General features: G+C 57.0%; 13 protein-coding genes. 7 read left to right on the top strand and 6 right to left on the bottom strand.

The window, feature by feature from the left end; all coding sequences use genetic code 11:
• Window positions 1-118 precede the first annotated feature (118 nt).
• Window positions 119-844, top strand: coding sequence for an SDR family oxidoreductase (locus QD461_RS17135; protein WP_414088808.1), 726 nt, complete (start codon window positions 119-121; stop codon window positions 842-844).
• A gap of 274 nt (window positions 845-1,118) precedes the next feature.
• Here the strand turns inward: QD461_RS17135 and QD461_RS17130 are convergent, their stop codons facing one another.
• Complete coding sequence (locus tag QD461_RS17130; RefSeq protein ID WP_414088807.1) at window positions 1,119-1,280, bottom strand: hypothetical protein; 162 nt, start codon at window positions 1,278-1,280, stop codon at window positions 1,119-1,121.
• Window positions 1,281-1,548: 268 nt separating this feature from the next.
• Between QD461_RS17130 and QD461_RS17125 the strand changes: the two genes are divergently transcribed.
• Window positions 1,549-2,544: a GntR family transcriptional regulator gene (locus QD461_RS17125; protein WP_414088806.1), complete on the top strand. Its 996-nt coding sequence runs from the start codon at window positions 1,549-1,551 to the stop codon at window positions 2,542-2,544.
• Between the two features lie 50 nt (window positions 2,545-2,594).
• Here the strand turns inward: QD461_RS17125 and QD461_RS17120 are convergent, their stop codons facing one another.
• From QD461_RS17120 to QD461_RS17100, 5 genes are all read right to left on the bottom strand, one after another.
• Window positions 2,595-2,882 (bottom strand): hypothetical protein, encoded by a 288-nt coding sequence (locus tag QD461_RS17120; protein ID WP_414088805.1) that lies wholly within the window; start codon window positions 2,880-2,882, stop codon window positions 2,595-2,597.
• Between the two features lie 161 nt (window positions 2,883-3,043).
• Window positions 3,044-4,573 (bottom strand): UxaA family hydrolase, encoded by a 1,530-nt coding sequence (locus QD461_RS17115; RefSeq protein WP_414088804.1) that lies wholly within the window; start codon window positions 4,571-4,573, stop codon window positions 3,044-3,046.
• A 151-nt stretch (window positions 4,574-4,724) separates the two neighbouring features.
• Window positions 4,725-5,669, bottom strand: a complete 945-nt coding sequence (locus tag QD461_RS17110) for a phosphatase PAP2 family protein (protein ID WP_414088803.1) — start codon at window positions 5,667-5,669, stop codon at window positions 4,725-4,727.
• A gap of 291 nt (window positions 5,670-5,960) precedes the next feature.
• A complete protein-coding gene (locus QD461_RS17105) occupies window positions 5,961-6,692 on the bottom strand; it encodes a response regulator (protein ID WP_414088802.1) in 732 nt (243 codons plus the stop codon).
• The gene (locus tag QD461_RS17100; protein ID WP_414088801.1) at window positions 6,689-7,927 is read right to left on the bottom strand and encodes a GAF domain-containing protein; all 1,239 of its coding nucleotides are present in this window, start codon (window positions 7,925-7,927) and stop codon (window positions 6,689-6,691) included. Before QD461_RS17100 ends, QD461_RS17105 begins: the two co-directional genes overlap by 4 nt.
• A gap of 296 nt (window positions 7,928-8,223) precedes the next feature.
• Here QD461_RS17100 and QD461_RS17095 point away from each other — a divergent pair, with 296 nt between their 5' ends.
• The 5 genes from QD461_RS17095 (at window position 8,224) to QD461_RS17075 (ending at window position 13,651) form a co-directional block, all read left to right on the top strand.
• Window positions 8,224-9,240, top strand: a complete 1,017-nt coding sequence (locus QD461_RS17095; protein WP_414088800.1) for an ABC transporter substrate-binding protein — start codon at window positions 8,224-8,226, stop codon at window positions 9,238-9,240.
• Between the two features lie 106 nt (window positions 9,241-9,346).
• The gene (locus QD461_RS17090) at window positions 9,347-10,810 is read left to right on the top strand and encodes an ATP-binding cassette domain-containing protein (RefSeq protein ID WP_414088799.1); all 1,464 of its coding nucleotides are present in this window, start codon (window positions 9,347-9,349) and stop codon (window positions 10,808-10,810) included.
• Window positions 10,807-11,751, top strand: coding sequence for an ABC transporter permease (locus tag QD461_RS17085; RefSeq protein WP_414088798.1), 945 nt, complete (start codon window positions 10,807-10,809; stop codon window positions 11,749-11,751). Before QD461_RS17090 ends, QD461_RS17085 begins: the two co-directional genes overlap by 4 nt.
• Entirely contained in the window at window positions 11,748-12,698 is a 951-nt protein-coding gene (locus tag QD461_RS17080; RefSeq protein WP_414088797.1) for an ABC transporter permease, read from the top strand. The genes QD461_RS17085 and QD461_RS17080 overlap by 4 nt, the downstream gene beginning before the upstream one ends.
• A gap of 32 nt (window positions 12,699-12,730) precedes the next feature.
• Window positions 12,731-13,651, top strand: coding sequence for an SMP-30/gluconolactonase/LRE family protein (locus tag QD461_RS17075; RefSeq protein ID WP_414088796.1), 921 nt, complete (start codon window positions 12,731-12,733; stop codon window positions 13,649-13,651).
• Window positions 13,652-13,739: the final 88 nt, after the last annotated feature.

The raw sequence follows: 13,739 nt of genomic DNA, 5'->3' as shown, positions 1-13,739 counted from the left end.
CAGGGCGACAATCCTGACGCCGGGAAATGCCGCCGATGGCATTCGCCTCAACCTTCACTGGGCTCGCATGGAGCGCCCCGGTAGAGCGGGAAATCAAACAGCTCCATGGGAGAACACTATGCAGTTCGCGGGAAAGACCGTCATTATTACCGGGGCTGGAAAGGGAATTGGCCGTGCCTGCGCCAGGATCATGGCAGAGCGTGGTGCGCAGGTGATTGCGCTTAGTCGCACTGCCTCGGATCTCGAAAGCCTGCTGGCTGAAATCGGTGGTCGGTCTATCGGTGTCGATCTCGCCGAACCCGCAGCTACCCGGGCGGCGATGAAGGAAGCCGGAACTGCCGACTTTCTCATCAATAGCGCTGGAACCAACGTTCTCGAAACCAGCTTTGATATGACCGAGGCGGGATATGAGGCCGTGATGGGTATCAACTTGCGCGCCGCCTTGATCACCTGTCAGGAGTTTGGCCGTGCGCGTGTGGCCGCCGGAGGCGGCGGCGCGATTGTCAACATCACGTCGATTGCCGGACACCGAGGCTTTCCGGAGCATCTTTGCTATGCGGCATCGAAAGCCGGTCTCGAAGGGGCGACGCGCGTGCTGGCGAAGGAGTTTGGGCCGCATGGCATCCGGGTCAATGCTGTAGCCCCGACGATCACGCTCACGGAGCTTGCTCTCAAAGCATGGAGCGATCCAGCCAAATCCGAACCAATGATGGCACGCCACCCGATTGGCCGTTTCGCAAATGTCGATGATGTCGCACGCACGATCGCGATGCTGCTATCGTCGGATACCGAAATGGTGACGGGAACGGTTCTGACTGTCGACGGCGGTTTTCTTGCTACGTAAGTTCGCTGATTAGGTGAACGGTTTGGCGTCATCTCCCATCGCGATCAGGGGAGCGGATAGAGAAAGCGGCATAGTGGACAGCGCCTGGTTCGATTTCATGGGCAAGACGCAACCTCTTGGGGCGTCTCATGAGGCGCGTGCGATGTCGTTGGAATTTTCTCACGTTCGAAGAATGGAAATGGAGCTGTGTGCAATCTTCGTCGCCCAAGCGGGATGAGTGATTTCGTCGAACAGACGCTTGGTTCGATCTTTGATTGCGAGAGCAGTATCTCCGCTATGAATGCGGTGTCATCTCATCGGCCGGCGTTTCGGCCGCGATTTCGCTTCCGCCATATTTCTCGGAAAGACGCTTGGCCCTTTCGGCAAGTTTCTCAAGGCGTGAACATATCTCGTGCAGGCTTAGGTCTTCGATCGCCTTTCGCGAAGATTTAGTCATACACAAACCTCCATATCGGGGCGAATAAACTTGTTAGCCGCCTGTCCATCTTAAACATATAGAGCTTGGTTTCCGATCGGCCAGACCTACCTCACCATCTTCTCGCGATACCGGATGTTTGTGCGGCGAGGCATGAGCTTGCTCTGGGAATACTCCGCCTGGGCTGCTGGCCGCCGAGCTGCAAACACCTCATCCATATTGTTGTGCAACGACCATTCGTGCGATGCTCTTCCCGGGCTGTGGCCTAAGAAGCGAGACATTGGATGAGATGAGCGTATCACAGTCAGAGAGCGGCGGTTCGCGCAAGACCAGCCTTTATGAGGAGCTTCATGTGCGGCTAAAGACGGAGATCCTCGGAGGAACACTCCCCAAGGGGCTTGTATTGAGTGAAGCTGCCCTTGCCGATCTGGTGGGCAGCAGCAGGGCGCCGGTACGCCAGGCGCTGCAATTGCTGTTCGATGATGGATTGATCGCTCGGTTCGACGGGCGCGGCTTTATCGTGGGTGCGGCCGGGACGCAGCCGACGCGGCTGAAGCTTGGCGACCATCTGGGCAAGTTGTTTGCCAGTGATGACGACCGGCCGATGTTTGCGTGGCAGGCGCTTTATGAAGACGTCGAGCGTATCGTCGTCCATCGCTCCTTCTTTGGCCGTTATCGCATCAATGAAAACGAGCTTGCGCGCCACTTCGGTGTTGGTCGCGGTGTGGCGCGCGATGTTCTGCTGAAGCTGGAGACGCTCGGCATCACCGAAAAGGACGACAATTTCCGCTGGTCAATCGTGCCGCTCGACAGTCAGCGTATCCGCGATCTTTATGAGGTGCGCGCGCAGATCGAACCGGTGGCGCTCGCAAGCGCGCTTGATGGGCTTTCGAAGGAGCACGTCGACGGGATGCTATCACGCCTGTCCCAGGCGCTTACGGACTATCCAGATGTTTCGGCCTCCACCATGTACGAGCTGGAGCTTGATCTTCATCAGCGCAGTCTCCAGGCCTGCCCGAATAAGGAGTTCCTGAACATCCTGAAGCGAACGCACTGCATTCTCACGCTCAGCAAGCATGTCGTCGGCAGCCGCATTAAAAAGCCCGAGTACGAGCCATTCCTTGCCGAGCACATCGGTGTGTTTCAGATGGTACAAAAACGCGATAAGGAAGGGTTGCGGAAAGCCATGCGCGATCACATCACCAATTCGCAGCCCAATGTGCAGACCCGCGCCGCCTACATCCGCGAACACTACCGCCCCGACGAATACAGCTTTATTTCATAGCTGCGTAGAGAAGCTGAGGCTCGGCCCGCGGATGATCGCGGTCTTCGCTGCTACTGCACTTTGGACTTTCGCCACCCGGCGGCCCGTGCGTCCGTCTCGCTACAGAACCAGCGTTCGCCACGGGAATAATTCACCCGCGTCGCGTCATAATATTTCTGACCCGGAACATAATAGATCCGTTCGCCAGAAGGGGAGCTGATATTGCCTTTGATATTGCAAGCCGGATCCGTGTCCGGCCGCACCGACAGGCTCAGAGGCTTCGGAGGCAACGTATAGCTTCCTGCCATCGTGAAGGATGCGGCCAGACAGAGCGCAGCCAGCGCAACGAACTTAAACATTCTCGGATCTCCCGGTTGCGGGAGGCATAGCAAACCGCGCTTTCGGTCCGGTTGAGGGGATCGATCAAAATCTAGCTAAATTCAAGATGGGAGAGGTGGCAACTGATTGTGATCGGTCGCAAATGGTTCAGAATCTTGAAAGGCGCCACCGCAGCACTGAATCAGGTGATCGCGCCGACCTGCCACGGAACAAATTCGTTGTCGCCATAGTCGAAGGTTTCGCTCAGCGTCTTTTTTCCAGAGGCGACAGCGATGATTTCCTCGAAGATCCGTTCGCCGGCCGCCTCGATCGTGTCATCGCCGCTGACGATGTCGCCGCAGTTGATGTCCATATCCTCGCGCATATGGTTATACATTTCGGTGTTCGTGGCGATCTTGACACAGGGCGCCGGCTTGAAGCCCGAAACCGATCCGCGACCCGTGGTGAAGCAGATCACGTTGCAGCCGCCAGCCACTTGACCGGTGACGGCGACAGGATCATAGCCTGGTGTATCCATGAACACGAAACCGGGTTCGTCAACGATCTCAGAATATTCGTAGACGGCCTTGAGCGGCATTGAGCCCCCTTTGGCGACTGCACCAAGCGATTTTTCAAGGATCGTCGTCAAGCCGCCGAGCTTGTTGCCATAGGATGGATTGTTGTTGAGCTCCGCGCCATTGCGGCGGGTGTAGTCTCGCCACCAGTCAATCCTCGAAAGCAGCTTTTTGGCGACAGCGGGGGTGACCGCGCGGCGTGTCAGCAGGTGCTCCGCGCCATAGATCTCCGGCGTCTCCGCCAATACTGAGGTTCCGCCATTACGTACGAGCAGATCGGAGGCGTATCCGAGTGCGGGATTGGCTGAAATCCCCGAATAGCCGTCGGAGCCGCCACATTCCAAAGCGAGCTTGATCCCCGAGAGCGGTTGGACGGTGCGCTTGGCAGAATTCACCTCAGGCAGCATATCGCGGATCATTTCCGAGGCAGCGGCGATGGTCTTGCGGGTGCCTCCCAGATCTTGAATGGTCATGGTGCGCAGCCGGTTTCCTTCCTCGAGCTTGTAGTGTTCGAGGATGGGCGCGATCTGGTTGGTTTCGCAGCCTAGTCCGATCATCAGGATGCCGCCGAAATTCGGATGGCGCGCGTAACCCTGAAGGGTGCGCGCCAGATAACGATACCCCTCGGAATTGGTGTTTATCGCGCAGCCGCCGCCATGGGTGAGAGCCACCACGCCGTCGACATTGTCAAAGCCGTCCAAGCCGCCGGTGCGGTTGAAATGCTCGGCGATATATTTCGAGACGGTTGCCGAGCAATTCACGGTGGTGATGATGCCGATGAAATTGCGGGTGCCGACGCCGCCGGCACCTCGATCAAAGCCCATGAAGGTCCGACAGTCCGCCTGTGGCAGCATGCCTGCCTCTTCAATGTCGACACTGAACTGATAGGGATGCTCGGACTCGATAACCGCCAGATTCTGCAAATGGACATGGCCGCCCGCCGGAATGAACTGTGTCGCAACGCCGATCGGCTGGCCGAACTTGCGAATTTCCTGTCCCGCTCGGATGTCACGCACCGCGATCTTGTGGCCGCGCGGAATTTGATCCGCCGCGATCAAATCGTCGATGCCGGTTGAACTGCCGGCGCGGATCATGGCGCGCGCGACCGCGACGTCGTCGATGGGGTTAAGCAGGATCACAGGTGAAATGGCGGGCATCGGAAGTTCCATCGGGCTGAATAATTGTCTATTGCTAGCAATAGACAATTATTCAGCAGGAGACGTCAAGCTTGATTGCGTGATGTGCACGCATGATGGTCTTCATTTTGAAGATGTGGGGTCTTACTGATCCCAGCGGGTTGCGGCCTTCTCAAGGATATGATGGGAGGCTGCTACTGTTGATGTCGGCCAGCGCGGGAACTTTGCTGGTCTTGGTGAGCCAGACAACAGCCCCGATGGCGCAAAGTCCTACCAGGCAACCCGCTAGCACATCGACGACATAATGGTTTGCAGAGGGAACGGCTGAAAGTGCCATCGCGATGTTCAAAGCCAAAGCGGGATAGCGAAACAGGCGCAGGTCCCACATGGCCCAGGTGCACAGTGTCGCCGCTGCCGCATGAACCGATGGGAAGGTCAGGATGCCTGAGCTCTTTTCAAGGCTCCATACAAAATTTGGGTCTTCTCGCACGGCTTGAAACTGCGCCAGAAATTCATACCCATAGGTAGGGTCAATATTCTGCAAAGTGGTCGGATCAAAATTGTAGAAAACATACGTGCCCACCGCTGGCCACAGCGTGGAGATGCCACTCGCGATAAAGCATATTAGCGCATATGCGATGATCATTTGATAGGCTCTGGCGCTTCTTTTCGCCACGATCAGGATCAGTGGGAATAATAGCAATTGATAGCTGAATGTTCGGTACGCCTGATTTAATATCTCAGCCAGTAGGCCATTCTTATCCAGCCATATCATAGCAGAACGCCAATCCACACCAAGCCAGCCATCCAAACGTGAAAGCTGAGCATCTGCGAGCGGAAAATTTGCCCTCATGGCCAAGTAGGTGGCTATGACATTCGGTACGATCAGTAGCAGCCCGCAACCCATACATTCGACAACTGCTCGGAGCGTCAGCATCTTACGTTTGGTCGCGAAAATGCTCACGGCACAAATGGCAAGTGCTATCGCAAAAATTGAGCCAAGCGTAGCCTTCAGTTCAAGCTGGAGGCCAGAAATTTTCGCCAGTATCCAGATCGCAAAATACGAAATTGGCGTGCCCGCGAGCAACAATAGTCGCGGTTTTGAAACATCCTGCATATCACCTTGCCCCCAACTACCAGGGGTAGTCTACATGTGGGTCGGTTGCTGCTCCGTAAACAAATCAACTCAAGGGCGAAGAATGCAGGGCGACAGCTCTAAAATCAGCCCGCATAGCGATCAGCAAGGGAGGCCTCTAAGTGATGGTTTATTGCTCGATTTGGAAAACTCGGTGGAGCGCCTGCAGACGGTGCTTTTATAACTCGTTTAAAGCCCCCAACGGCATCTGTCGCCGCATGTTATATTGGCCGTCGATGCGGATGGTGCATCGACAGTCCCGCTCATCCAGGCTCAATTATGTGGCTGGCGCGCGAGCCACACGCTGAGATCGGCTTCTGCCCGCTCGAGAGCATTGTGATTGAGCAGCTTTCGAAGAAGCGCAACGGCGACCGCTCGTGTTCTCAGATTGAACCGGCCATCATCGTCTTGGCCGCCGATCGGCTGATAAACGCCGAGTTTGACGTAGAGCTGCTGCAACCGGTTCTGTACGCTGCGCACTGAGAGATTGCGCCTCTGGGCAATGGCGCGATCGGTCAGGCCAAGTGCGATATCGACCAGGATTTCATATTCCGCCTCGGTGAAGCCGTTGGTGTTGCCGAGGCTCCTTTGCTGCATGCCGCGGACTTCCCGATCGATTACGCACTGGCTCTCGATGAAGATGCTGCGGAGCGCCAATTTCAGCCGGTCGTCAGAGGCGGATTTCAGGACATAGCCATAGACTGCACCAGCCGGTACGATGCGCGAGACACCACGAACATAGGCCTCATCTGAGTAGTTTGACCAGAAGAGGATGCGTGTCTCTGGCCGCTCCTTCCATATCGTGCGGGCAGCCTCGATGCCGTTACGCTGGCCCATCTGCAGATCCATGACGATATGGGCGGACTTCCAATCCCGGGCTAGCCGCTCGCCTGTGTCGCCGTTTTCGGCCTCCAGCACGCCGTCGCATTCGGGAAGGGCCGCGCGGATGGCTTCATTGAGGTAGGAGCGATGAAGCGGATCGTCCTCGATGATCAGAACCTTCATGCCGTAGCGCCTTCCGATGGCTTGGCGGTGATCGGCAAACTGACGCTGACCAGCGTTCCTCCAGTTGCTGCCTTTGCCTTGATCGCGAAACGTGCCGAGATGAGGCGCGCTCGGGTTTTCATGTTTTCTATGCCGCCTCCAGATAATTTGCGGGCATTCCCGAGTCCGAGACCGTCATCCATAACCTCAATGGTCAATGCGTTCCCGGACGCCTTCAGCTGGACCTCTATGCTGCTCGCTTGGGCATGCCGGATTGCGTTGTTGATGGCTTCCTGGCCGATGCGGAAAAGGGCGATGGAAACGGATTGTTCAAGGCAATCGATGGCGCCGCGGGTCTCGTCTTTCAGCGACCACGTCAAAATGGCCCCACTTTCCTGGATCGATCGCTCCAGATGGTTCTCAACCGCCTGCGCAAAGCCAAACAGTTGAAGGACAGAGGGTTTGGCTTCCTCAATGATCTGGCGAAGATCATGCATGCTATGCTGCAATCCGCGAAACAGCGGCTCAAGTGCTTCACCGGTGACATCAGGCTGGCGTGCAAGGCGTTCCAGTCGGCGGGAGAGACGGGTCAGATCGGCAAGGATTTGATCGTGCAGATCCATGCCGATGCGCTGACGCTCGGCTTCGAGCGCCTCGGTCAGTTTCAGGGCGCCAAGTTGCAGGCCCTCTTCGCGGGCGCGGGCTTCCGCTTCGACGATTGCCGAGCGCTTCGCCTGATCGGCGGCGCGGATGGCAAAGAAGTGAGGGGCCAGGAGATCGGCAATGACGCGCGCATTTTCGATGTCTTCCATCGTATAAAAGCCGGTCCGGTGGCTTGAGCAGGAGAGGGCGCCAATAACGTGGCCCTGAACCTTAAGAGGTACATGAAGACGGCTATGCAGCGACTGATGAAAGATCGGATGCGAGAAGGCGCCTTGGAAATGGAATTGCGGATCGCTCCAGGCGTCATCGGTCAAGAGGTAGTCGGTCTCGCCCCAAAGAAGTGTGCGGATAGGGCTATTGCTCACGGGCGCCGGAAACCGGCGCCCCCAATCCGTCTCTAGCCCGGTCTCGTATGCGGTGTGGAATTGCTCATCCACCAGAATGATGCAGACGTCGAGATGATCATGCGGGATGACATGGCTGATTTCAGCAGCGACCGATTGGATAACGGAATGAAAGTCGAGTTGACCGGCGAGTAGCCTCGATATGTTGAGGTAGTGGTCGAAGACAGACGCCGGCGCCAGATTGCGCAAAACAAACCCTCCGAGGTAGTATGTCGATCGCTTCTCCTCCGATCGATCTCAATATGCGAATTCTACGCTATTAAGCGCCTATCCGAGCTGTCCGTCCTGCGGATTTGCGCATTTTTTCTGCGGGATCCCGCAATGTCTCATCCGTTAAGCGCCTGTACAAGCGTAACAATCTCGGACATCCTGTTTCTACTGACGGGGGAACCTTCAGTGCAAATATTATTTTCGATCGGTCGTTGAGGAGCGCCTTCGAAAATCTTAGCCCAGAAGTGGAAGTACGGGCTCTTTGGGAGGAAAATATGAATATTGCGAAGATGCTTCTGGCATCCGCCGCCATCGCTTGCGTTGTCGTGCCGGGTTCCGCTTTTGCAGACACATCATCCAAGAAGATTGCATTGTCGAATAATTATGCCGGCAATTCGTGGCGTCAGGCCATGTTGACCAGCTGGCAGAAGGTGACCGGTGATGCGGTCAAGACGGGCGTTGTTGCCGCTGCCGATCCGTTTACAACTGCAGAAAATCAGGCGACCGAGCAGGCCGCGCAAATCCAGAACATGATCCTACAGGGCTATGATGCGATCGTCATCGATGCCGCATCTCCGACCGCACTGAATGGAGCCATCAAGGAAGCCTGTGACGCCAAGATCGTTGTCGTCTCCTTTGACGGTATCGTCACCGAACCATGCGCATGGCGGATCGCCGTCGACTTCAAGGGTATGGGCGCCAGCCAGATCGACTATCTCGCCAAGAAGATGCCGAAGGGCGGCAATGTGCTGGAAATTCGGGGGCTGGCGGGTGTCTCGGTTGATGACGAGATTTCCGCCGGCATTCATGATGCAGCTGCGAAGTATCCGCAGTTCAAGATCGTCGGCTCGGTTCACGGTGACTGGGCGCAGGACGTGGCGCAACGCGCCGTGGCCGGCATCCTGCCGAGCCTGCCCGACATCGCAGCAGTCGTCACCCAGGGCGGTGACGGGTATGGTGCGGCTCAGGCATTCACAGCTGCAAAGCGTACGATGCCGACGATCGTGATGGGGAACCGACAGGACGAGCTTGCCTGGTGGAAGAAGGAAAAGGATGCCAGCAGCTATGAGACCATGTCGGTTTCGATCGCTCCGGGCGTCTCGACGCTTGCATTCTGGGTGGCCCAACAGATTCTCGACGGGCAGCAGGTGAAGAAGGATCTGGTCGTGCCGTTCCTGCGCATCGACCAGGATAACCTCGAAACCAACCTCGCGACGACGCAGGCCGGTGGGGTTGCCAACGTCGAATACACGCTGGATGACGCAAAGAAGGTTATTGCCTCAGCGAAGTAATCACTTAGCCCGAATATGAAGCCCGGCGCTGCCAATCAAAGGCGGCGCCGATTGGACCCAACGCCCGGCCGGACGATTCATGGTTTCAGTCAAAGACACTAGCGTGATGAAAGAAAATACCGAGCAACAAGCTGTCGTCTCGGTCAAAGGCATCAAGATGCATTTCGGTGCCGTCAAGGCGCTGGATGGTGCCGACCTCGCCGTTCATACCGGCGAATGCATTGGACTCGTTGGACACAACGGCGCCGGCAAATCGACGATCGTCAACGTCATCAATGGCGGTCTCAGCCCTCATGAGGGAACAGTCACCTATAATGGCGACGCCAAGATGCATGGCATTATCGCTGCGCGTGCGCACGGTATTCGCTGCGTCTTTCAGGAGCTTTCGCTCGCTCCCAATCTGACCGTGGTCGAAAACATGCGCATCGTGCATCATGGCCTTTCCGGTTGGAATTGGCGTCGGCGGGCAGCAGCGATTGTTGGTGCCAAACTTGACGAAATCTTTGCCGGCCACAAGATCGACATCATGCGCACGGTCGGCGAGCTTTCGATCGCCGAACGCCAGATGGTGGAGATCGCGATTATCTTCTCGACCGTCACTGAGAGGCCGAAACTCGTTATTCTTGACGAGCCGACGTCATCGCTCGATGCAGGGCTCGCGGCCCAACTGATGGCCTATGTGCGCGGATTTGTCCAAGCTGGCGGCGCGGTGATGTTGATCTCACACATTCTCGGCGAAATCCTGACAACCGCGAGCCGTATCGTGGTCATGAAAGACGGTCGTATCGTTGCAGATCGCGCCGCGCGGGACTTCGGTGTAAAGAGCCTTGTCCAAGCGATGGGTAGCGTCGCCAAGGAACAGGACCGCAAACGCAAAGGTGAGGAGCGCGCCGCTACGCCGCAGATCCTTGCATTGCCTCATCGTGGTGAGCGAGGCCTTCGCTTTGAGGCTCGCAAAGGAGAGGTGATTGGTCTTGCTGGCCTCGCCGGGCATGGTCAGACCGATATGCTGCTCGACCTTCACCGCTCGCTTTCAAGCAACTGGTTTCCCGACGGAGGAGATAGCATTGCCTTCGTCGCCGGCGACCGCAGCTTGAACGGGACGTTTCCTTTATGGAGCATCCTGAAAAATCTCAGCGTCGCGTCCCTTGGCGATCTGTCGAAGGTGTACCTCGTCGATAGACAGCAGGAAGACAGCCTTGGCGCGGACTGGAAGGGGCGGATCGAGATCCGAACACCAACGATGGAAAACGGCATTCTGTCACTGTCCGGGGGCAACCAACAAAAGGTCCTGTTTGCGCGCGCGCTGGCGACCACGTCGCCTATCGTGCTCATGGACGATCCAATGCGCGGCGTCGACATTGGCACCAAGCAGGAAGTTTATCAAATTCTGAACGACGAGGCTTCGGCTGGCCGGACCTTCATCTGGTACTCCACGGAAATGGACGAAATCCGCCTTTGCGACCGTGCCTACGTGTTTCGTGACGGCGCAATTGTCGCGGAGCTCGTCGGAGGCGATATCACGGAGGAAAATGTGCTTGCAGCGTCCTTTGAAGGGGAGGGCGCATGATCCGTCCATCGTCCTCAACCCTGCGGCTCCTGATCCCGGCTCTCTCGCTTGCCGTCTTGCTGATTGCGATCTTTTATCTCCAGCCACGGGCGATGAGCTATGCCGGGCTCAATCTTCTTTTCAATCTCGCAGTGCCGATCGCGCTGGCGACGATTGCCCAGATGATGATCATGGCGGTCAATGATCTCGATCTTTCGATGGGAACATTTGTGAGCTTCACCGCCTGTGTAGCTGCAACCTACCTGCAGTCGTCGCCGCTCCTCGGTGTCCTCATCCTTACCGCAGCGATTGCCGTCTATGCCGTTATGGGCGTGATCATTTATGTCAAGGACCTGCCATCGATCGTCGTCACGCTTGGCATGAGCTTTGTCTGGGGTGGCCTTGCAGTGCTGTTACTCCCGGCGCCTGGGGGAACTGCCCCTGACTGGGCTCGCTGGATGATGACGTCAAAGCCGCCATTCGTCCCTGTGGCAATCGTAGCAAGCGTCGTTATCGCATTTGTCTCTCACTTGATCGTCATGTGCTCTTCCTTCGGCGTTCTCATCCGCGGGGTCGGTGGCAATCAACGTTCGCTTCAGCGTGCTGGTTGGTCTGTCCTAGGCTTGCGTGCGGCGGCATACGGCCTCGCCGGTCTGTTTGCTGTGCTATCGGGCATTGCGCTGGTCGGGCTAACGACCTCCGCGGATGCGAATATCGCTTTGCGTTATACGCTGCTGTCGATTGCCGGCGTCATACTTGGTGGCGGTGAATTCATCGGCGGCCGCGTCTCGCCGGTGGGAGCCGTCATCGGTGCGTTGACCTTGACCCTGGCAGGTTCGTTTCTGTCATTTCTGCGGATTTCTCCAGATTGGCAAATTGGAGCGCAGGGCGCCATCCTGATTATCGTGCTCGCCTTGCGGCTTTTGCTCAACCGCGTCGAGAAGCGGGAGAAACATTCATGATCGCCCTTCGCTCCCTCGGCAGAAAGCCATGGATCTGGTCCTTTCTTGCAGCGATCATCGTCTGGCTTGTGACCGTTCTTTTTACAGGCGGGGCGAGCTCTATCGGCCTTTCGCAGGCCGCCCTCACATTCGCAGCCTTCTCTGTGATCGTCGGGATCGGGCAGATGTTCGTCATAACGCTCGGTCCGGGGAATATCGATCTTTCCGTACCTTCGACCATGACACTTGCGGGCACTGTGGCGCTGAAGCTGATGAATGTCGAGGACGGTATGATCGTGCCCGGCCTCTTGGTGTCGATCCTGATTGGACTTGGAGTCGGTATCGGCAATTACACACTGATCAAGCTTTTGCGCATCCCGCCGATCATCGCAACGCTCTCAATGAGTTTCATTGTCCAATCGACGGCCATATGGAGCAATCGTGGCCTGCGCATCAAGCCGCCGGAGCAATTGGCCGATTTCACGACATCCGGCCTCCTTGGCGTCCCAAATATCGCGCTCGTCGCGCTGCTGCTTTCGGTGCTTGCCTGGATCTTGTTGGAGCGGACGATCTATGGTCGATGGATCTCGGCAATCGGACAAAGCATGTTTGCGGCGCGCATGGCAGGCATTCCCGTCGACGGTACGCGGCTCGTGACCTATGTGCTCTGCGCCATTCTGGCGTCGATCTGTGGCTATCTGCTGGCGAGCTTTTCTGGCGGTGCCGCCCTCAACATGGGGGTCGAATATCTGCTGATGTCGATTGCCGTTGTCATCATCGGCGGAACTGCGGTGGCCGGAGGAGACTCCAATGTTCCGGGAATATGGGGTGCTTCGCTCTTCATGTTCCTCGTTGTGTCCATGCTCAACACCTATGGGTTCGGCGCAGGCCCGAGGCTCGTTCTGACCGGTCTGATCATCATCGCAGTCATCCTCGTCGCAGGCGGCCGCCCAGCAGGCGGCCGCTGACACCATTTCCTCCCAATTGCAGGACCTTCGAAATGCCGCATGACGTGTCGCCCCTCTATGAGATTTACGATTCTCGCTTCCGCAATCTTGTGGTGCCGAGTGCCGGACTGGACGAACTCTATTCCGATTGCCGCTGGGCCGAAGGACCCGTCTGGTTTGCTGATACTGGGTGTCTGATCTGGAGTGACATCCCGAATGAACGTATGTTGCGCTGGGTGCCGGGCGGAGGTGTGTCGATCTTCCGCGCGCCATCGAATTTTGCCAACGGCAATACCCGCGATCGACAGGGCCGCTTAGTGTCCTGTGAACATGGCGGCCGCCGGGTGACACGCACGGAGATCGACGGCTCGATTACCGTTCTTGCGGACAGCTACAAGGGCAAACGTCTGAATTCGCCGAACGATGTCGTCGTCCACTCGGACGGAACAATCTGGTTTACTGATCCGACCTACGGTATCCTTTCGAATTACGAGGGTTACAAGGCGGAACCTGAGCAGACAACGCGCAATGTCTATCGTCTTGATCCATCGACAAACGCGCTTGAGGCGGTGGTGGACGACTTCGGCCAACCGAACGGTCTGGCCTTCTCGCCTGACGAAACCAGGCTCTATGTGGCGGATTCTGCTGCGAGTCATGATGTCAGCGCCCCGCGACACATTCGGGTCTTTGACGTCGTTGGCGGCAAAACCCTTACAAATGGCCGCGTCTTCTGCGAGATCGACGCCGGTATCCCGGACGGGTTCCGGGCTGATATTGAGGGCAATATCTGGACGAGTGCGGGTGATGGCGTTCACTGCTTCGCGCCGGACGGCATGCTGATCGGCAAGATCAAGATTCCTCAGACGGTGGCCAATCTCACCTTCGGTGGTCCGCGTCGAAATCAGCTATTCATCACCGCTACGCGTTCGGTCTATTGTATCTTCACCGCAGCGACCGGTGCCCAAATAGCATGAACCGGTGGATGGATGTCACATCAGGTTGCGGATACCTAGAGCGATAACCTGTAAGCCGCAAAGATCGAGAGAGCTGGCGAACACATCC

It is taken from the genome of Rhizobium sp. BR 314 (assembly GCF_047445805.1).
Taxonomy (GTDB): domain Bacteria; phylum Pseudomonadota; class Alphaproteobacteria; order Rhizobiales; family Rhizobiaceae; genus Rhizobium; species Rhizobium lusitanum_B.
The sequence above is the reverse complement of the archived record's forward strand: the minus strand, read 5'-3'. Positions and strand labels throughout refer to the sequence as shown.